We start from the raw sequence: 19,501 nt of genomic DNA on the forward strand, positions 1-19,501 counted from the left end.
GCCCGCGGACCCGTACCGTTGAGGACGTGTACCGGTTTCTGCTGACGCCCCGCTGGTGGGGGATCAACGTCTTCCTGCTGCTCTCCATCCCCTTCTGCGTCTTCATGGGGTCCTGGCAGCTGGGCAGGTTCGAGGACCGGGTCGACAGCCACCGCGAGGCGGAGTCCCGGATCGCCGAGGACCGGCGGGAGGCGCCCAGGCCGCTGGACGACCTGCTGCCGGTGACCAAGGCCACCTCCGGCAAGCAGACCACCGCGAGCGGCCGGTACGACACCGAGCTGCTGGTGCCCGACCGGAAGCTGGACGGCGAGGACGGCTACTACGTCCTGACCCTGCTGCGCACCGACACCGGCCGCGCGCTGCCCGTCGTCCGGGGCTGGCTGCCCGGCACCGCCGACCCGGCCGAGGTGCCCCCGGCACCGGCCGGTGAGGTCACGGTGACCGGCGCGCTCCAGGCCTCCGAGACCCCCGGCAGCAACGGCGTCAGCGCCCGCGGCGGCCTGCCGGAGGGGCAGACGTCCGCGATCAGCGCGGCCTCGCTGGTGAACCTGGTGCCGTACGACGTGTACGACGCCTGGGTCACGCTCAACCGCGGGGACGCGGGGATGCGGGCGGTTCCGGCGTCGGCGCCGGACGGCACGGGTCTCGACCTGAAGGCGTTCCAGAACCTGGGCTACACCGCGGAGTGGTTCGCCTTCGTCGGCTTCGTGATCTTCATGTGGTTCCGTCTGCTGCGCCGCGAGGTCGAGCTCGCCCGCGACGCGGAACTGGGCCTGCTCCCGGACGGGAACGCCGAGGACGGGAACGCGGAGGACGGGAACGCGGAGGACGAGGACATCCCCGGCGGCGGCGACGGCGACGACGACGCGCCCCGTCAGCCGACGGGCGTCAGCAGGCCCGTCCAGTAGACCGTCCCCACGCAGGCGTTGCTCACCGTCGTGGTGGCCGAGCTCGAGCCCGTCGACGCCGTGTACGTCACCGCCACGCTGCCGCCGGTGCCGCCGTCCGTCCTGACCAGCTGAGTGGCCGTACCGTTGTCGGACGTGCCCGAGGAGGCGCCGGTGGTGTTCGTCGGCTCGCCGGTGGGCGAGGGGTCGGCCGAGGGCCCGCCCGTGCCGCCGCCCGCGGTGTCACCCGGGTCGGAGCAGGTCTCGGAGGGCACCCAGGCGAACTTCACCTCGTACGACGCGCCCGGCTCGAGGACCTGCTGCGCGGCCTCGAGGGAGGGGTCGGGCAGTCCGGCCGCCGCGTCGCCCGCCACATGCCGCATCGCGCTCACCTTGCCGGCGGCGGCCTTGCCCTGCGGGGTCACGTTCACGACGCCGGGGCCGTCGACGGTGCAGCTCGCGGTGGAGACGTTGGTGACCCGGAAGGAGCCGTAGACGGCGCCCGTGGTCTCGGGGGAGGCGCTGCTCGCGACCGCCGGGCCGAGCTGGGCGGCGGTGCACACGGACGCCTCGTCCTCGGTGTCCGCCGAGGTGTCGTTCCCCTCGGTCGTGCCCGCGCCGGAGCCGGTGCTGCCGCCGCCGTGGTTCCTGTCCTTGGTGTCGCCCTTGTCGGTGCCCTCGACCCGGTTCGACGGACCGCCCGCGGTGCTCTCGCCACCGCCGTGGTCCTCGCCCCGGCCGGTACCGCCCTGCGTCTGCGAGGCATGACCGACGGCGGAGGGGCGGGCGTCGGAGCCGGAGCCGCTGGAGACGTGGACGACGGCGGGGACCGCGGTGCCGACGAAGAGGGCGGCGGCGGCCATGCCGACGAGGGCCTGGCGCTTGCGGGCCCGGCGCGCCGGGACGGCCCGGCGCAGATACTCCAGGGTGCCGTCGCCCGGCTCCACCTCGCGCACCGCCTGGTGCAGCAGGGTGCGCAGTTCCAGCTCGTCCGAGTCGAGCCCCTCGGGGCTCTGTTCGTCCCGGCCGTCGTTCACAGTTCCGTTCCCAGCATGCGTCTGCTTCAGCTCTTGCCCACCCGGCACCCCGGCCCGGCCCGCCCCGGACCGCGCACCGCTCCCATCACCGGGCCGCGCGCCACTCCCATCGCCGGTCAGCGCGCCACTCCCATCGCCGGGCAGCGCACCGTCCGCAGCGGACCGCGTGTCCTCCGTGGAGGCGTGCGGGGCGTCGGGGGCCGGCGCCCCGTCGGAGGCCGGCACGGCGTCGGAGGCCGGCACGGCGTCGGAGGCGGGCGGGGTTTCCGGCTCGCGGGCCTCGTGCCGCGCGTCCCTGGCGCTGGCGTCGCTCATGCCGGGGCCTCCATGGCCAGCCGCAGCGCGGCGATGCCGCGCGAGCCGTACGCCTTCACCGAGCCCAGCGAGATGCCGAGCGTCTCGGCGACCTGCGCCTCGGTCATGTCCGCGAAGTAGCGCAGCACGAGCACCTCGCGCTGGCGGCGCTGGAGGCCCTTCATCGCCTTGATGAGGGAGTCGCGCTCCAGCTGGTCGTAGGCGCCCTCCTCCGCGCTCGCCATGTCCGGCATCGGCTTGGAGAGCAGCTTCAGCCCGAGGATGCGGCGGCGCAGCGCGGAGCGGGACAGGTTGACGACCGTCTGGCGCAGATAGGCCAGGGTCTTCTCCGGGTCGCGGACGCGCTTGCGGGCGGAGTGGACGCGGATGAACGCCTCCTGGACGACGTCCTCGCAGGAGGCGGTGTCGTCGAGGAGGAGCGCGGCGAGGCCCAGCAGCGAACGGTAGTGGGCGCGGTAGGTCTCGGTGAGGTGGTCGACGGTGGTGCCGGCGGCGACGGCGTCGACCGCGCCGTCACGCTGGCCGGGTATGTGGGCGGGACGCGCAGCGGGCATCGGCGCGATCACCGGCATGCCGCCGGACGGACCGGACGCACGGGGTCGGAGTGCCTGGCGGGGCGGGCGGAAAGCCGTGCCCCGCGGCGCTGTGAAGTCGAGTACCTCAGCCACGTCAGTTGGACACGCTTCCCCTCGTAAGGGTTGTACGTGCCGGGCGGTACTTTTGCGGCGGCCGGTTCCGGCGGCCGCCCGCCCGCGTCAGGCAGCACCGCCGACAGCGCTTCCATTGCCCTCATGCGCCCCGCTCTTCCCCTGTGTCCCATATGAACGGGCGTCCCCACGCCCGGCTCCAGACGTCCCCACGTCTGAAAGGCAGCGTCCCCACGTCCCGGATAGGGGTGACCGCAAAGACGCTCCCCGCCCTCCGCTCGGTTGCGGAGGACGGGGAGATGAATCCTCGTGCCATCCTCGGTCGGCGGACAGGCACGTTCAAGTGGTCCAGACCGAGAACCGCGGCTCACAAGACTTACACAGATCCTACAAATGAATCCTGTGTGATCCAGAACTTTTCACTGTTCAGCCACCACGAGCTCGGCGATCTGCGCGGTGTTCAGCGCCGCTCCCTTGCGCAGGTTGTCCCCGCACACGAACAGCTCCAGCGCCGTGGGGTCGTCCAGGGCCCGCCGGACGCGCCCCACCCAGGTCGGATCGGTGCCGACGACATCGGCGGGGGTGGGGAACTCCCCCGCGCCCGGATTGTCGAAGAGCACCACGCCGGGTGCCGTGGCGAGGATCTCGCGCGCCTTGTCGACGGTGACCTCGCCCTCGAAGCGGGCGTGCACGGTGAGGGAGTGCGTGGTGATCACGGGGACGCGGACACAGGTGACCGCCACGGGCAGCGTGGGCAGGCCCAGGATCTTGCGGGACTCGTCCCGGACCTTCATCTCCTCCGACGACCAGCCGTCCTCGCGCAGCGACCCGGCCCACGGTACGACGTTCAGCGCGACCGGCTCCGGGAACGGCCCGGTGTTGTCGCCCACGGCCCGCCGTACGTCACCGGGGTTCGTGCCCAGCTCCGTGCCGGCGACCAGGGACAACTGCTCGCGCAGGGTGCGCACGCCCGCGTGCCCGGCACCGCTGACCGCCTGGTACGACGAGACGACCAGCTCGCGCAGGCCGAACTCGGCGTGCAGCGCGCCCAGCGCGACGATCATCGACAGGGTGGTGCAGTTCGGGTTGGCGACGATCCCGCGCGGACGCCGCCGTACGGCGTGCGGGTTGACCTCGGGCACGACGAGCGGCACGTCCGGGTCCATGCGGAACGCCCCGGAGTTGTCCACCACCACCGCGCCCCGCGCGGCGGCGACCGGCGCCCACCGCCCGGCGACCTCGTCGGGAACGTCGAACAGCGCGACGTCGACCCCGTCGAAGGCCTCCTCGGTGAGCGCGACGACCTCGACCTCCTCGCCGCGCACGGCCAGCTTGCGGCCGGCCGAGCGCGGGGAGGCGATGAGCCGGATCTCGCCCCAGATGTCCGCCCGCTGGGACAGGATCTGGAGCATGACCGTGCCGACGGCCCCGGTCGCTCCCACGACCGCGAGCGTCGGCCGCCCGGAACGGCCGGGTCCCGCTGTGCCGGCCATCAGCGGCCGGTGCCTCCGTAGACCACGGCCTCGTCGCTGTCGGAGTCCAGACCGAAGGCGGAGTGCACGGCGCGAACGGCCTCGGGCACGTCGTCCTTGCGCGTGACGACCGAGATGCGGATCTCGGAGGTCGAGATCAGCTCGATGTTCACGCCGGCGTCGCTGAGCGCGGTGAAGAAGTCGGCGGTGACGCCCGGGTTGGTCTTCATGCCCGCGCCGACCAGGGAGATCTTGCCGATCTGGTCGTCGTAGCGCAGGGAGTCGAAGCCGATGCTGCCCTTGTTCTTCTCCAGCGCGTCGATGGCCTTGCGGCCGTCGGTCTTGGGCAGCGTGAAGGAGATGTCCGTCAGGCCCGTGGAGGCGGCGGACACGTTCTGCACGACCATGTCGATGTTGATCTCGGCATCGGCGATCGTGCGGAAGATCGCGGCCGCCTCGCCGGGCTTGTCCGGCACGCCGACGACCGTGACCTTGGCCTCGGAGGTGTCGTGCGCGACACCGGAGATGAGAGCCTGCTCCACCTGCTTGTCCCCTTGCTTCTTCGGCTCGCTGCTGACCCACGTGCCCTGCAGTCCGCTGAAGGACGAGCGGACGTGGATCGGGATGTTGTACCGGCGGGCGTACTCCACACAGCGGTGGAGCAGCACCTTGGATCCGCTGGCGGCGAGTTCGAGCATGTCCTCGAACGAGATCCAGTCGATCTTCTTGGCCTTGGTCACCACGCGCGGGTCGGCGGTGAACACGCCGTCGACGTCGGTGTAGATCTCGCACACCTCGGCGTCGAGCGCGGCGGCGAGGGCGACGGCGGTGGTGTCGGAGCCGCCGCGGCCGAGGGTGGTGATGTCCTTGGAGTCCTGGCTGACGCCCTGGAAACCGGCGACGATGGCGATGTTGCCCTCGTCCACCGAGGTCTTGATCCGGCCCGGTGTGACATCGATGATGCGGGCTTTGTTGTGGACCGAGTCGGTGATGACACCTGCCTGGCTGCCGGTGAAGCTCTGGGCGTTGTGGCCCAGGTTCTTGATCGCCATGGCCAGCAGGGCCATGGAGATCCGCTCTCCGGCGGTCAGCAGCATGTCGAGCTCGCGCCCGGCAGGGATGGGGGAAACCTGCTCGGCGAGATCGATCAGCTCGTCCGTCGTGTCGCCCATCGCGGAAACCACGGCGACCACCTGGTGGCCGTTCTTCTTGGCTTCCACGATCCTCTTGGCGACGCGCTTGATGCCTTCGGCATCGGCTACGGAGGAGCCTCCGTACTTCTGCACGACAAGGCCCACGTGCGCTCCTCGCTCAGTCCGTCGTTGTCCACAGTCCGCACACATATGTGTCCGCTGCGGTCGGCTCAGTCTATCGAGCGCCCGGAAAACACCTTTGCGATCCCGCATGGTGAGACTCCCCGGCGCTCTTGCAGGGGGGCTCATGCCCATCCCCACGCGGACCACTCGGAAAAGTGCCCCGCGTCACAGTGGGACTCACGCGGCGAGATCCGCAAGGGGCCCGGTGTCGAGGGTGATGTTCACGGGGTCGGGAAGGTCGATCACGGCGCCGAACGGCTTGTTCACCTGCAAGCGGTAACGGCCGTCCTCAGGATCGGAGAAGACGGTGACGGTGCGGTCCTCCCGGTCGACGAGGAGATAAATGGGGATGCCTGCGGCCGCGTACCCACCGGGCTTCTCCACGCGGTCACGCCGGTGGGTATCGGCGTCGTGAGAGGTGACCTCCACGGTCATCAGCACGCCCTCCGCCTCCGACCAGTCCCCGTGTCCCTTCGTGAAGCCGAAGGGAGCAAGGACGCCGTCGGGGCGAGCCCTCCCTCTCCGGTAGGCCTCGACCTTCATGCCACGCTCGGCGTAGAGCCACAGCTCCGGACGGTGCTGCACGCACAGCCTCTGCAACCAGGCCACGATCTGGTCGTGGTCGCCGTCGGTCACTGCCTTGACCTGGACCTTCCCATTGATGAACTCCAGCCGCACGGTCTCCGGGGCATGGCGCTCGAGCTCCTCGAACTCCTCGACGGACATCTGCGGCCGGTGTTCGGTCGTGGGGGTCATGGCGTCGCCTCCTCGACACCATGGTGCCCCGACCGGCGCTTCCTGCACGCTCATTTCCAGCGCCTCGGCGGGAGGCCGTTGGCAATACGGTCGCGGTTGTCGCGGTAGTGGTAGAAGACGCGGTCCTCGATGGGCACGGAGCGGAACGTGTCGGGCACGGGGCCACCCGTGCTCCGCTCCAGCTTCTTCCTCAGGAAGTACGCCGACGCGGTCCCCAGGTGGGCGATCTCCTCGAAGCCCTTGACGATGTCCTCGTCGGACATCGGATTGGCCTCGTCCTCCCTGCGACAGTCCACGCAGATGCCCCGGTCGATCTCCACCGTGCGTTCATCCTGGTCACAGGTGGCACAGGCCATGATCGCGCGGGTGACCTTCGCGCGCGGTTCCCTCTGCTGCGGAGGCATCTTCGACTCCAGTCGTCGGCGGGCGAGACCGCCCGGGTTGCTGACAGTGGGTGGCAGCCCTTCGGTGAGGGCCCGGATGAGGTCCTTCGAGGTCGCCCCGCGCGACAGCCACTCCTCGGCAAGGGGGGCGAGGGAGCGGCAGTCGCCGTGACTGAGCGGCATACGGGGGTCGGCGGCACGCAGGCCGGTGAGGGTGCGGTACGCGGCGCTTTCCGGCTCCGGCTCCGGCGCGTCCGGTACGGCGGGCTGCTCGGCGGAGGACTCCACGGCGGACGGCTGCTCCTCGACCCGGGCCAGGCCCGGCTGGTGGCCCCGGGTGACGTCCTTGCCGTGACGCTCCCGCGCGAACCGCGCCCACCACTCCGCCGACCTGCGGGTACGCGACCAGTACGTGCGCGTGACCCACCGCATGGTGCCGTCTTCGACGGTGATGTGCTCCTTGATCCAGCGCAGGTGGCCGGCCTCGGTGATCCGGTTCAGCGAGGTACGCATCGCCTGCTGGCCGTAGCGGGGGTGCTCCGCCGCGAGCACCTTGTGGCCCATCGCGTGACCGGTGTCGAGATGGTCGATGAAGACGGCGACCTCGGCGTCACGCGGGAGCAGATGTGCGAAGTCCGAGTCCGCGTGCGGGTCTTCGTCACCTACGGGGCGCTTTCCGTACCCCGAATTGGCCATCGGGTGGGACGGGGACGGCAGAGCGGGACTAAGGTGGGCGTAAGCCACGGTCGAAGCCTCGATTCGATCCGTAGGTCAGGCCCCGGAGTGGTGTTGGCGCACCGCCGGGGCCGACTCATTTGCTGGTCGTTTGCTGCGAACCTAGAGCTGCTTCACGCAGCGGCGCAAGCCGATCACGCAACGTCACTCATTCGAGGGATGACGACTCAACTCACGTTCAGACTTGGTTGGTTGGGTATTTCAACCAGACCAGAAAACCCAGGGGAAGAGCTCGGATCCCGGGGCTCAAGCTCCGGGCTGAACTGCGGAAACGAACGCCGCCCAGGCGGACGCCGTGAGGTGGAGCTCGGGGCCCGTGGGGGCGGCCTTGGAGTCACGGACGTGGACGGCGTCCCTCAGGGCGACCTCGACGCAGTTGCCGCCCTCGTTGTCGCTGTAGCTCGACTTGAACCAGCGTTCAGTCGTCAGGAGAGGCGGGACAGTTGGCGTCCCTCATCGACCGTGTCGCGCCCCCAGCGACTCCCCCAGCTCCTCGGCCATGACCTTGCCCGCCTCGAGTTCGAGGGTGTCGTCGCCCATGCCCTGGTCGGTGTCGAGGCCGTCGAGTTCGGCGAGGGGCTGGTTGAGGCGGACGTGGGCGACCACCGACTGCAGGGCGCGCAGGGTGGCGGACGCGGTGGAACCCCAGTTGGAGAAGTAGGAGAACTGCCACCACCACAAAGCCTCCGTGGTGCGGCCGGCCCGGTAGTGGGCCATGCCGTGGCGGAGGTCGGTGATGACGTCGGTGAGGTCGTCGGAGATGCGGGCCGGGACGGGCGCCTTGCGGGGCTCGTACGGGTCGAAGACCTCGGAGTAGACGTCGATCGGGTCGAGCATGCGGGCGAGGTTCTCGCGGAGCTGGTCCACGTCCGGCTCGGGGCCCGGGTCGGGCTCGTAGCGCTCGTCGGGGACGATGTCCTCGTGGGCGCCCAGGCGGCCGCCGGCCAGGAGCAGCTGGGAGACCTCCAGCAGCAGGAACGGGACCGCCGAGTCCGGCTCGTCGCCCTTCGCGACCTCCGTGACGGCGACCAGGAAGCTCTCGATCTGATCGGCGATCTGGACCGCGAAGTCGTCCGGGTTCTGGTGCGTCGCGTGCAGCGTGGCGTCAGACATCTAGGAGTCGTCTCCCCTCGAAGGCGCGGCCGAGGGTCACCTCGTCCGCGTATTCCAGGTCGCCGCCCACCGGGAGGCCGCTGGCCAGGCGGGTGACCTTCAGGCCCATGGGCTTGATCATGCGAGCGAGGTACGTCGCCGTGGCCTCGCCTTCGAGATTCGGGTCCGTGGCCAGGATGAGCTCGGTGACCGTGCCGTCGGCCAGCCGGGCCAGCAGTTCCCTGATCCGCAAGTCGTCCGGGCCCACCCCGTCGATCGGGCTGATCGCGCCGCCGAGGACGTGGTAGCGGCCGCGGAACTCACGCGTGCGCTCGATGGCCACGACGTCCTTCGGTTCCTCCACTACGCAGATGACGGCCGGGTCGCGGCGGGTGTCGCGGCAGATGCCGCACTGCTCCTCCTGCGCGACGTTGCCGCAGGTCGCGCAGAAGCGGACCTTCGCCTTGACCTCCATCAGCGCGTGCGCCAGGCGCCGCACGTCCGTCGGTTCCGCCTGAAGGACGTGGAAGGCGATCCGCTGCGCGCTCTTGGGACCGACGCCGGGCAGCCGCCCCAGTTCGTCGATGAGGTCCTGGACCACGCCTTCGTACAACGGACTGCCATCCTTCCTGGTGTGCCTTCAGTACGTACCGTAGAGGCCCGTGGGCCGTCTTAGAAAGGTCAGAAGGGGAGACCGGGGATACCGCCGCCGCCCAGTCCCTGGGCCAGCGGGCCGAGCTTCTGCTGCTGGAGCGCCTGGGCGTTCTCGTTGGCGGCCTGGACCGCCGCGACGACCAGGTCGGCGAGGGTCTCGGTGTCCTCCGGGTCCACCGCCTCCGGGTCGATCTTCAGCGCCCGCAGCTCGCCGGAACCGGTGACGGTGGCCTTCACCAGACCGCCGCCCGCCTGGCCGTCGACCTCCGTACGCGCCAGTTCCTCCTGCGCCTTGGCCAGGTCCTGCTGCATCTTCTGGGCCTGCTCGAGCAGCTGCTGCATGTTGGGCTGGCCACCACCGGGGATCACGATGAACTCCTTGGTCGATCGGTCGGTCCGTGCTGTCGGTGTTTCGGGGTGCTCACGGTTTTGCCGTTCGGCACGAGCCTACGTGGTCGGGGGAGGCGTCGCCCCAGCACTCTTTCGAGTGAGTTCGGGCGGAGGCCCTATACCTGATCACGGCCATCTTCCGAGGGAAAGAGGGCGCGAACCCCCGACGCGGCCACCCATTGGGCGGTAGGAAGGGGCGGCACGCGCGGACACGGATCGTCATGGTGTGAGCACGGAACGTAGTGGGCAGGGTCGGCAGGGGTCAGCAAGGGTTCAGCTCAGTAGGGAGATACCGGGTGGGTCAGCCGGAGATGCAGCCCGAGGGTCGGCCTCAGGGCCGGCGGGGAGAGGGGGCGGCCGGACTGCGGCCGGGCCGTCCGACGGGGCGGGAGTTCCCGCTCGGCGACTGGGGCGAACCGGCGGCCCGGCTGGACGAGCTGTACCGGTGGGCGGAGCGCGGCGCGCTGGACACCGCCGCCTGGTATCTCGAGGACCGGGCGTGGAAACGGCGGGGCGCGTGGGCGCTGCGGTCCGGGACGGCGGCGGGCGCGCTGACCGGGGCCGCGCTGCCGCTGCTCGATCTGACCGGGGTGGCCGACGGCTTCGCGCCCTGGGGGTATCTGGCGCTGCTGCTCGCGGTGGCGTGCGTCGCCGGGGACCGGTTCTTCGGGATGACCTCCGGCTGGATGCGGGACGTGGCGACGGCGCAGGCGGTGCAGCGGCGGTTGCAGACGTTCCAGTTCGACTGGGCGTCGGAGTGCATCCGCGAGGTGCTGGGTCCCACGGAGGGCACGGCGAGCGAGGCGGCCGAGCGGTGCCTGTCGGTGCTGCGGCGCTTCTCCGAGGACGTGACGGAGCTGGTGCGCGTCGAGACGGCGGACTGGATGGTGGAGTTCCGCAGCGGCGGCGCGCCGCTGGGCGTGCAGACGGCGCTGACGGGGGCGGCACGCCCGGAGAGCGCCGTACCGCACGGCCGCTTCCCGGCCACGCCCGGACCGACCCGCCCGAACATGCCGAGGCAGCGCCCGCCCGAGCCGCGCTGAACCGCACCGGACGGACGGGGGCAGGGCGGGGTGTCATGGACCGCCCCGGCCGCAGAGCTCCATCCCCTCCGGGGTCCAGCAGGGCACATGGCCGTGGGTGCGGATCACGTCCTGCCCGTTGCCCCGCGCGAGATACGTCAGGAAGCTCGACGCCAGTGAGTCCGCCGGCGGCTGCCCGTAGGTGTAGGCGTACTCGATCTCCCGGTACGGGTAGGAGCTGGTCCCGTGCTCGATGGCGTCGACGGACGCGGGGTCGCCGTCGAGGTCCAGGCGGTGCAGCCCCTTGATGCCGATGGCCCGGTTGAGCTCGCTGTACCCGATCGCGCCGGGCAGCTCGGCGACGGTGTCCAGCACCTGCTCGGTGGAGTCCAGCTCGCAGCGGATGACGGGCGCGGACGGGTCGTCCCTGTGGACGCAGTCGACGGAGGAGTGGGCGATCTCGCCGCGGCCCAGCACGCGCTGCTGGAACACCTGGCGGGTGCCGGAGTTGGCGTCCCGGCTGACCAGGTGGACCGGCAGGTCGGGGCCGCCGAGCTCGCTCCAGTTCGCGATCTCGCCCAGGTAGAGCCGCCGTACGTCCGCCGTCGACAGGTTCCGCAGCCCTACGGCGTCGTTGACCACCAGCGCGAACACCGACACCGCGACGCGGTTCTCGCGCAGTTCGGGCAGCCCGCCCGGCTTGGGGCCGTCCGACAGGGCGACCACCGCCGGCGAACCGTGTTCCGCCTCGGCACCGGCCGCCGCCAGGTCCCGTATCCCGGCCGCCGACCCGTGCGGATCCACCTCGATGCGGGGGTCGTCCTCCTCGCAGTCGCGTTCGTACTTCTCCGCGACCTCCCGCAGCACGGGGGCGAACGCCGTCGAGCCGGTGAGTGTCAGGGTGCCGCCCTCGCAGCCGATGGGCGGCGGGCTGTCGTCCTGCGCCACGACGATCACCGCCAGCGCCACCACGCACAGCGTGAGCGTGATGGTGATCAGCCGTGCCGCACGGCTGAACAGCGGGGCCGTCTCGTCCGGGGTGGCGCTGCGGTTGCGGTGCACCTCGCCCTCGCTGAGGTCGCCGCGCAGCTCGATCTCGTCGCCCACGCTCCCGCCGGAGAGCAGCACCAGCAGCTTGAAGTAGGCGCCCCGGTTCAGTGGGACGCGGGGCAGGCGCAGAGTGCTGCCCTGGTGGCCGAATCCCCGTTCCGGGGTGAAGTGCTCGATGAGGTGGCTGGTCGCGGAGGGCTGGGTGACCGAGACGCCGAGGATGGTGCGGGTGCCGAACTCCACGGTCAGGCCGTGGTTCCCCGGGCTCTGGTAGTCGTCGCTGTCGACGGCCTGGAAACCGTCGTTCTCGATGCGCAGCAGCACCATGCTGGCGTCCGTCATCCCGGCCGCCGTGTCGAACCAGCCCACCCGCCGGTTGTTGCGGCGGCCCGAGCGCTGGTCGTCGCCGATCGGGGCGTCCAGCTGGACGCGGTAGCCGATCCGCTTGCGGCGCGGCACCCGTCTCTCGTACCAGACCATGACGGCGGAGGCGACGACACCGAGGATCGCCGTCGCCACGGCCACCAGGTTCTCCGCGCTCAGCCACTGCACCGTGCCGCCCCCGCCACTGCCCGCCCGTCCGACCGGGTGGCCACCGTACGGCCGTACGCGGCACCGGCGGCGACGGACGTCCGCGGAAGTTCACCTGGGTTCGCCGAACGTTCAACCACTCCGGGCGGACGGGGCGTGGCGGACAAGGGCTTGGGCGGACGAGGGCTCGACGGCCCCCGTTCGTCAGTCGCGGGTGTAGGTGAGCTGTCTGCCGTCGCCGGTGCTCACGCGCCGCAGCGAACCGTCGGGGAGCAGGGTGATCTCGCTCGCGGAGCCGGGAGTGCAGGCGCCGGAGGGCCGGCCGACGGTGACGGACGACGGGCCGATGTCCAGCCGGCCGCTCGAGGCGGCGGTGAGCCGGGCCTTGAAGACGCAGTGGTACGGGCCGCTTCCGGTGGGCCCTTCGGCGACGAGCGACAGCATCGTGTCGCCGACCTCGCCCTGCTCGACGGTCAGCCGGCGGGTGTGCCGCCCGGCGGCGTTGGTGAACGAGGTGGACCAGGTGCCCAGGAACTTCTCGGGCACGGTGCCGTCGTCCGCCGGTGCGGAGCTGCTCGGCGGGCGGGTGTCCGGTGACTGCCCGGGGCCGGAGCCGCCCGGCTCCGTGCCGGAGGACGCGCCGCCGCTCGGTGTGACGGGGGCCGACGGGTCGCCTCCGGCGCGCTGGTCGCCGTCCCCACCGCCGCTCATCAGCGCGTACACGGTGCCGCCCGCGGCGAGCGCGACGACCAGCGCGACCACGACGAGCAGCGCGGTCGACCGCCGGTCCCTGCGCGGCTCGAACACCGGCCCGAACGGCGGCGGGCCGTACGGCGGGGTCCGGCCCGCGCCGTAGCCGGCGTACGGGTAGCCGTACGCGGGCGGCTGGGGGTGCTGCTGAGCGTGCCCGTAGGCGCCACCGCCGGGGGTGGGTCCGGGCGGTGGCGTGGGGGTGCTCCGGCCGGCGATCAGGGTGGGGAGGTGATTCACACTCGGCTGCCCCGGCGGCGGCGGAGCGGAGGGCTCCGGGGCGCCGTCATCGGCGGCACGGGCGTGTTCGGGCGTCCCGCCCGGGTCCTCGGCGGCGGGGTCCCGGGCACCGCCCGGTCCGGCGGCGCGGGCCGACTCGGCGGCGGGGCGCGGCTCAGCCGCGGGAGACGGTCCGGCAGCGGGGTTCGGCCCGGCGATGGGTCCCGGCCCGGCAGCGGGGCGCGGCTCTTCGGCGGGGGTCTGCCCGGACGGTCCGGACGCGCCCGGCTGCCCGTCGGCGGATGACGCGGAACCGTCGCCCGGTTGTCTCGCACCCGCCGCCCCGGGAGCGGCCGCCGCAGGCCGACCCGGCTCCCCCGCGACCGGACGCCCCCCATCGGGCGCCGCCTGACGCGCCGCCCCGGCCTCCGGCTGCCTGTCACCGGGCGAAGCGGACACCCCGCCCGACGGATCGGCACCAGGCACACCTGGACCACCGGCCTGTCCCGCCGCCGGCCCGCCAGCAGCACCCGCCTCCCACACCCCAGGCTGCCCCTCAGCGGGTGACGCGGACCCACCAGGCCGATCCGCACCCGCCCCGCCGGGAACGGCCGCTCCGGGCCCACCCGGCTGCCCGCCACCGGGCGCCGCGGGCCCGCCCGGCCGGACCGCACCCGCCCGGGGGTCACCCGCATCCCCGTGCACCTCATGTCCCGCAGCGGGCGCCGCCGGAAGCCCTGGCCCAGGCCCGGCCGCCTGCCCGCCACCGGGCACCCCCGGCCCGCCCCGCTCCGCCGCGACCAGCGTCTCCGGCGTCGGCGGCGCCAGGTGGCCCGGTCCGGGCGACGCACCGTAGCCGTCAGCCCGCGGCGCGGGTGCCGCGTCCGGCCCCCACGCGCCGTGTTGCCCTCCCGGCGCGGGCTCCGGGTCCTCCGCGTCGAGGAGGCGTACGGCGTGGCGGCCGAGCTGGGCGACCAGGGCGCTGGGCAGCCAGGGGTCACGGGAGCGGCCGTCGACGACGGTCTCCTCCGCGCCGGTGCGTGCCAGCACCTCGTCGAGGCCCGGCCGTGCGGCCGGATCCTTCCGGAGACAGTCGCGGACGAGTTCCGCGAGCCCCTCCGGCACCTGCTCCAGGTCGGGTTCCTCCTGGGCGATGCGGAACATCAGGGCGTGCACCCCGCTGTTGGCCGTGCCGAAGGGAACCGCGCCGGTCGCGGCGAAGGCGAGCACCGAGCCGAGGCAGAACACGTCGCACGCCGGTGTGATGCGGTCACCGCGCACCTGTTCCGGGGCCATGAAGCCCGGCGAGCCGACGAGCGCGCCGGTGCGGGTGAGCCCGCCGTCGGCCACCGTCTCCAGCGCCCGCGCGATGCCGAAGTCGATGACCCGGGGACCGTCGATGGTGACGAGGACGTTGGACGGCTTGAGGTCGCGGTGGACGATCCCGGCGGCGTGGATGTCGCGCAGCGCGTGCGCGAGACCGGCGCCGAGGATGCGCACCGACCGCTCGGGCAGCGCCCCGTGATCGTGCCCGACCACCTGCTGGAGGCTGGGCCCGGCGACATACCCGGTGGCGACCCAGGGCACGGGCGCCTCGGTGTCCGCGTCCAGCACGGGCGCCGTCCAGTCGCCGCCGACCTGCCGGGCGGCCCGCACCTCCTGCCGGAAACGCGCCCGGAACTCCTCCTGCCGGGCCAGCTCCTCCCGGACCAGTTTCACGGCGACCGTGCGCCCCCGGTCGGAACGCGCGAGGTAGACCTGCCCCATGCCGCCGCCACCGAGCCGCGCCAGCAGCCGGTACGCCCCGATCCGGCGCGGATCCCCCGCCCCGAGCCTGTCCATCGCTGCCCGCCTCCCCCCTGCAGTGAGCAACACGTCGAGGATAGTGGCGGGCCGCTACCCAGGGCGACGGTCGCGTTGTCTACGGTTGCGTAACAGGCGGGCCGAGAGCGCCGAGGATGTCGGACAGACGTTCCAACGCGCGTATCGCGCGGGCGAGCTCCTCCTCCCCGTACGCCTCCTCGAACGCCTCGGCCAGCCGCTCCGCGTACGCCGCGTGACCGGGGTCGATGCGGCGGATCGCGGCGCGGCCCTCGTCGGTCGGGGCGAGGAGTTTGGCGCGGCGGTGAGCGGGGTTGGGCCGGTACTCCGCGAGTCCGCGCCGCACCAGCAGGTCGGCGATGCGCTGCACGCTCTGCCGGGTGATGCCCATGGTCCTGGCGATCCCGGAGACCGGCAGCGGCTCCGGGAGGACCGCGCCGAGCACCTGCCACCAGGCGGCGGTGATCCCTGCGGGCCGGGCCAGCTCCTCGGCGACCGCGAGGAACTGGCCGTTCAGCCGGAAGGCGCCGAGCGCGCCCCGGCTGAGCAGGTCCTGGCGTGCCCGGCTCACCGGCTCAGTGCCTCCTCGTACACGGCGTACGCCTCCGGGTCGGAGTCGCGGAACAGCCGGTACCAGGCGTCGGTCACCTTGTCGTCGTGGATGCCGAGCAGCCGGAAGATCTCGCGGGCGAAGGCGACGGGCTCGGTGGGGCCCGCGGTGACGAGTCCGCCGTCGGTGACGGCGTCGGCCTCCACGTACCGCCCGGCGCCCGCGTATCCGGTCATGGCGAGGTAGGCGGCGGCGCCGCTGGTGTGCGCCCGGTCGTCGAGCAGCCCCTCCCGGGCGAGCCCGGCGGTGGCTCCGCAGATAGCGGCGACGGGCACACCGGCGTCGAGGAAGGCGCGGGCGGTGCGGGCGAAGGGGGCGAGGTCGTCGCCCTCGTCCCAGAGGGAGGCGCCGGTGAGGATCAGCAGGGAGCTGTCCTCGGGGCGCAGCTCGTCGAGCGCGAGGTCGGACAGCACCCGCAGTCCGCCGGCGCTGGTGACGGGCTCACCGGACGGGGTGACGGTGCGCACCTCGTGGCCGGCGCGCGCGAGGTGGGCGGTGGCGTGACCGGTCTCCCAGTCGGCGTAGGTGTCGTAGAGGGCGAGGTGGACGGGCTTGCGGGTCATGACCGCTCCCTTGTTGGGGCTGGATTCACTGCCTCGATATGACAGCAGCCTGCCATGACGACAGCAGACTGTCAAACAGTCTCCGACCGCCGGCGTCGACAACATGTCGCGGAAACCCCCCGACCGCAGACAGCCCGCCGATGTCGCGGGCCCGGCGCTCCCGCCTACCCTCGGCGGCATGACCCCTCAGCCGAACCCCGAGGCCGGCGCCGCCGTCAAGGCCGCCGACCGTGCGCATGTGTTCCACTCCTGGTCCGCGCAGGAGCTCATCGACCCGCTCGCCGTCGCCGGGGCGGAGGGGTCGTACTTCTGGGACTACGACGGCCGGCGCTATCTCGACTTCGCCAGCGGACTCGTCTACACGAACATCGGCTACCAGCACCCCAAGGTCGTCGCCGCGATCCAGGAGCAGGCCGCCCGGATGACGACGTTCGCGCCCGCGTTCGCCGTCGAGGCGCGCTCGGAGGCGGCCCGGCTGATAGCCGAGCGGACCCCGGGCGACCTGGACAGCATCTTCTTCACCAACGGCGGCGCCGACGCCGTCGAGCACGCGCTGCGCATGGCCCGGCTGCACACCGGGCGCCCCAAGGTGCTCTCCGCCTACCGCTCGTACCACGGCGGCACCCAGCAGGCCGTGAACGTCACCGGCGACCCCCGCCGCTGGGCCTCCGACAGCGGCACGGCCGGCGTCGTGCACTTCTGGGCACCGTTCCTGTACCGCTCGCGCTTCTACGCCGAGACCGAGGAGCAGGAGTGCGCGCGGGCGCTGGAACACCTGGAGACGACGATCGCCTTCGAGGGGCCGTCGACCGTCGCCGCGATCATCCTGGAGACCATCCCGGGCACCGCCGGGATCATGCCGCCGCCCCCCGGCTACCTGGCCGGCGTCCGCGAGCTGTGCGACAAGTACGGCATCGTCCTGGTCCTCGACGAGGTCATGGCCGGGTTCGGACGGACCGGGACGTGGTTCGCGGCCGACCTGTACGACGTCGTGCCGGACCTGATGACCTTCGCCAAGGGCGTGAACTCCGGCTATGTGCCGCTGGGCGGTGTCGCCATCAGCGGGGCGATCGCCGAGACCTTCGCCAGGCGGCCGTACCCGGGCGGGCTGACGTACTCGGGGCACCCGCTGGCCTGCGCCGCCGCCGTGGCGACGATCGGCGTGATGGCGGAGGAGGGCGTCGTGGAGCACGCGGCCGGCCTCGGCGCGTCCCTCCTCGGGCCCGCGCTGCGGGAGCTGGCCGAGCGGCACCCATGCGTGGGCGAGGTGCGCGGCGTCGGCATGTTCTGGGCGCTGGAGCTGGTGCGCGACCGGGAGACCCGGGAGCCGCTGGTGCCGTACAACGCGGCCGGGGAGGCGAACGCCCCGATGGCCGCGTTCGCCGCCGCCGCGAAGGAGGGCGGGATCTGGCCGTTCGTGAACATGAACCGCACCCATGTGGTACCGCCGTGCAACGCGAGCGAGGCGGAGCTGAAGGAGGGGCTGGCGGCGCTGGACGCGGCCCTCACGGTGGCGGACAGCTACGTGGCGTAACCGTGCGTGCGGGTCGGAGTGACCCGGCCGGAGCGGGCGCGGGGCGGCTCTCCCCTCGCGCCCGTTCGAACGTCCCGGCCCTTCCCGACCGCGTAAGGTGGCGTTTCTCGCGGACATTTACCGTGCACGTCATTCGAACGCGACGAGGGAGACGCCCCGAACATGCCCGGCAGCAGCGGCACTGGCGCCGTGACCCGCAGCACCTTGCGGCAGCAGATCGCCGACGCGCTCCGTGACGAGGTACTGGGCGGGCGGCTCCAGCCCGGGCAGGAGTTCACCGTCAAGGAGATCGCCGAGCAGTACGGCGTCTCCGCGACCCCGGTCCGCGAGGCCCTGGTCGATCTGTCGGCGCAGGGGCTGCTCGACGCCGACCAGCACCGGGGCTTCCGTGTGCACGAGTACTCCTGCGACGACTTCCGCGGCATGATCGAGGCCCGCAACCTGGTGGTCGACGGCATGTTCCAGGCGCTGACCGAGGGTCACCTGGCCCAGCTCCGGCCGGACGAACCCCGGGTCGCCGCCGCCCTCGCGGGGGTGCGCCGCCGCGGCGAGGAGGCCCAGCGGGCCGCCCTCGCCGGCGAGGTCACCGTGCTCATCGGCTACGACCTGCGCTTCTGGCGCGAACTCGCGGCCGTGTTCGGCAACCCCTACCTCACCGACTTCCTGCACCGGCTCCGCGTCCAGGGGTGGGTGTACGTGGTGCAGCATCTGCGGCGGCTGCCCGATCTGCGGGGACTTCTGTGGGCCGAACACACCGATCTGGTGGACGCGCTGATGCGCCGTGACACCGATTCCGCCCGGGCGATCGTCGACGGGTACAACACGCACGCGCTGTCCCTCGTCGAGGGCCTGATGGCCGGCGGGATGGGTAAGGGACCTGCACGACCCGCACGACCCGCACAACGGTCCGCACCGGAGGAGTCGCCCCGCCCGGGCGCGGATACGCTTCCCTGACCGGGACGACCACGACCGGGACGACCACGACCGGCACGACCACGACCGGCACGACCGCCCCCGACCACCGCGCGATGCGAGGAGCCCTCTTTTGGCCTGTGACCTGTGGCTGGTACCGCTCGTCGACGTGTTGTGCCACACGCCCGACAATCCGTTCGCCGAGGAACTCGCGCAGTACAACGCGGTGCTGGCGGAGGCGGGGCTGCCTCCGGTGCCGGTGTATCAGTACATGCCGGGACTGACCGGCGAGGTGGCTCCGGTCGCGGGCTTCGACTACGACGCGCTGCACTTCCTGCGCCGGGTGTACCTGCTCCAGGTGTGCGGGCTGCCGGTCACTCCGGTGGACGAACTGGGCGGCGACTACGAGCAGTTGCTGGAGATGTTCGAGGCGACGGCCCAGCAGTCCCACCTGGTCTGGCACTACGACCACGCGGGCGCGTACGTCCCGCTCGACTTCCCCGCCCCCCTCTCCAGCGACGAACTCCTCGCCGGCGGCGGCCCGTTGGGGTCGGCCCACGCACTGCTGCGGGAACTGGAGCTCGTCGCGCCGTCCATCGGCATCGACCCGGCGAACCCCCCGGCGGCACCCGAGCCGCCGCGCGGCCCGACGGAGCTGGAGGAGCCGGCGGTCCCGGCCCCTTACGACCCCAGCCCCTTCGCCCGCGAGCGCCACGTGTGGCTGGGCCTGCACGCGGCGGCGACGCGGAGCCTGGCGCAGGGGTCGATGATCGTCTTCAGCTGACCGTCACCGCGGCTCGCAGAG

Annotated in this window: 19 protein-coding genes; 5 read left to right on the top strand and 14 right to left on the bottom strand. The window is 72.4% G+C overall.

Annotated elements, in window-relative coordinates; all coding sequences use genetic code 11:
* Positions 1-26 precede the first annotated feature (26 nt).
* Positions 27-908, top strand: a complete 882-nt coding sequence (locus AC5L3C_RS17290) for an SURF1 family protein (protein ID WP_493649779.1) — start codon at positions 27-29, stop codon at positions 906-908.
* Here the strand turns inward: AC5L3C_RS17290 and AC5L3C_RS17295 are convergent.
* From AC5L3C_RS17295 to AC5L3C_RS17340, 10 genes are all read right to left on the bottom strand, one after another.
* Positions 875-2,239 carry a hypothetical protein gene (locus tag AC5L3C_RS17295; RefSeq protein ID WP_493649780.1) on the bottom strand — a complete coding sequence of 455 codons (1,365 nt, stop codon included), beginning with the start codon at positions 2,237-2,239 and terminating at the stop codon, positions 875-877. The genes AC5L3C_RS17290 and AC5L3C_RS17295 overlap by 34 nt on opposite strands.
* On the bottom strand, positions 2,236-2,811 hold the full coding sequence (locus tag AC5L3C_RS17300) for a SigE family RNA polymerase sigma factor (RefSeq protein WP_493649781.1): 576 nt from the start codon (positions 2,809-2,811) through the stop codon (positions 2,236-2,238). The genes AC5L3C_RS17295 and AC5L3C_RS17300 overlap by 4 nt, the downstream gene beginning before the upstream one ends.
* Positions 2,812-3,305: 494 nt before the next feature.
* Positions 3,306-4,379 (bottom strand): aspartate-semialdehyde dehydrogenase, encoded by a 1,074-nt coding sequence (locus AC5L3C_RS17305; protein ID WP_493649782.1) that lies wholly within the window; start codon positions 4,377-4,379, stop codon positions 3,306-3,308.
* Positions 4,379-5,656, bottom strand: a complete 1,278-nt coding sequence (locus AC5L3C_RS17310) for an aspartate kinase (protein ID WP_493649783.1) — start codon at positions 5,654-5,656, stop codon at positions 4,379-4,381. The genes AC5L3C_RS17305 and AC5L3C_RS17310 overlap by 1 nt, the downstream gene beginning before the upstream one ends.
* Before the next feature lie 195 nt (positions 5,657-5,851).
* Positions 5,852-6,430, bottom strand: coding sequence for a Uma2 family endonuclease (locus AC5L3C_RS17315; protein ID WP_493649784.1), 579 nt, complete (start codon positions 6,428-6,430; stop codon positions 5,852-5,854).
* 50 nt (positions 6,431-6,480) lie between these two features.
* A complete protein-coding gene (locus AC5L3C_RS17320) occupies positions 6,481-7,509 on the bottom strand; it encodes a hypothetical protein (RefSeq protein WP_493653916.1) in 1,029 nt (342 codons plus the stop codon).
* A 285-nt stretch (positions 7,510-7,794) separates the two neighbouring features.
* Entirely contained in the window at positions 7,795-7,977 is a 183-nt protein-coding gene (locus tag AC5L3C_RS17325; protein ID WP_493653918.1) for a DUF397 domain-containing protein, read from the bottom strand.
* A 24-nt stretch (positions 7,978-8,001) separates the two neighbouring features.
* A complete protein-coding gene (locus AC5L3C_RS17330; protein WP_493649785.1) occupies positions 8,002-8,661 on the bottom strand; it encodes a DUF5063 domain-containing protein in 660 nt (219 codons plus the stop codon).
* Positions 8,654-9,253 carry a recombination mediator RecR gene (recR, locus tag AC5L3C_RS17335; protein ID WP_125505128.1) on the bottom strand — a complete coding sequence of 200 codons (600 nt, stop codon included), beginning with the start codon at positions 9,251-9,253 and terminating at the stop codon, positions 8,654-8,656. Before recR ends, AC5L3C_RS17330 begins: the two co-directional genes overlap by 8 nt.
* Positions 9,254-9,321: 68 nt before the next feature.
* Positions 9,322-9,663 carry a YbaB/EbfC family nucleoid-associated protein gene (locus tag AC5L3C_RS17340; protein ID WP_493649786.1) on the bottom strand — a complete coding sequence of 114 codons (342 nt, stop codon included), beginning with the start codon at positions 9,661-9,663 and terminating at the stop codon, positions 9,322-9,324.
* Between the two features lie 317 nt (positions 9,664-9,980).
* On the opposite strand from AC5L3C_RS17340, the gene AC5L3C_RS17345 reads away from it, so the two are divergent.
* Complete coding sequence (locus AC5L3C_RS17345) at positions 9,981-10,727, top strand: SLATT domain-containing protein (protein ID WP_493649787.1); 747 nt, start codon at positions 9,981-9,983, stop codon at positions 10,725-10,727.
* Positions 10,728-10,760: 33 nt separating this feature from the next.
* On the opposite strand, the gene AC5L3C_RS17350 is transcribed toward AC5L3C_RS17345, so the two are convergent.
* From AC5L3C_RS17350 to AC5L3C_RS17365, 4 genes are all read right to left on the bottom strand, one after another.
* Complete coding sequence (locus AC5L3C_RS17350) at positions 10,761-12,308, bottom strand: substrate-binding domain-containing protein (protein ID WP_493649788.1); 1,548 nt, start codon at positions 12,306-12,308, stop codon at positions 10,761-10,763.
* A 183-nt stretch (positions 12,309-12,491) separates the two neighbouring features.
* Positions 12,492-15,098, bottom strand: a complete 2,607-nt coding sequence (locus AC5L3C_RS17355) for a serine/threonine-protein kinase (protein ID WP_493649789.1) — start codon at positions 15,096-15,098, stop codon at positions 12,492-12,494.
* Positions 15,099-15,177: 79 nt separating this feature from the next.
* Positions 15,178-15,648 carry a MarR family winged helix-turn-helix transcriptional regulator gene (locus AC5L3C_RS17360; protein ID WP_493649790.1) on the bottom strand — a complete coding sequence of 157 codons (471 nt, stop codon included), beginning with the start codon at positions 15,646-15,648 and terminating at the stop codon, positions 15,178-15,180.
* Positions 15,645-16,250, bottom strand: coding sequence for a type 1 glutamine amidotransferase family protein (locus tag AC5L3C_RS17365; protein WP_493649791.1), 606 nt, complete (start codon positions 16,248-16,250; stop codon positions 15,645-15,647). Before AC5L3C_RS17365 ends, AC5L3C_RS17360 begins: the two co-directional genes overlap by 4 nt.
* A 178-nt stretch (positions 16,251-16,428) precedes the next feature.
* Here AC5L3C_RS17365 and AC5L3C_RS17370 point away from each other — a divergent pair, with 178 nt between their 5' ends.
* From AC5L3C_RS17370 to AC5L3C_RS17380, 3 genes are all read left to right on the top strand, one after another.
* Positions 16,429-17,784: an aspartate aminotransferase family protein gene (locus AC5L3C_RS17370; protein WP_493649792.1), complete on the top strand. Its 1,356-nt coding sequence runs from the start codon at positions 16,429-16,431 to the stop codon at positions 17,782-17,784.
* A 162-nt stretch (positions 17,785-17,946) separates the two neighbouring features.
* Positions 17,947-18,738: a GntR family transcriptional regulator gene (locus AC5L3C_RS17375; RefSeq protein ID WP_493649793.1), complete on the top strand. Its 792-nt coding sequence runs from the start codon at positions 17,947-17,949 to the stop codon at positions 18,736-18,738.
* Between the two features lie 91 nt (positions 18,739-18,829).
* Positions 18,830-19,480 carry a putative DNA-mimic protein gene (locus AC5L3C_RS17380; protein ID WP_493649794.1) on the top strand — a complete coding sequence of 217 codons (651 nt, stop codon included), beginning with the start codon at positions 18,830-18,832 and terminating at the stop codon, positions 19,478-19,480.
* The last annotated feature ends 21 nt before the right edge of the window (positions 19,481-19,501 follow it).

This window comes from Streptomyces speibonae, from assembly GCF_984686075.1.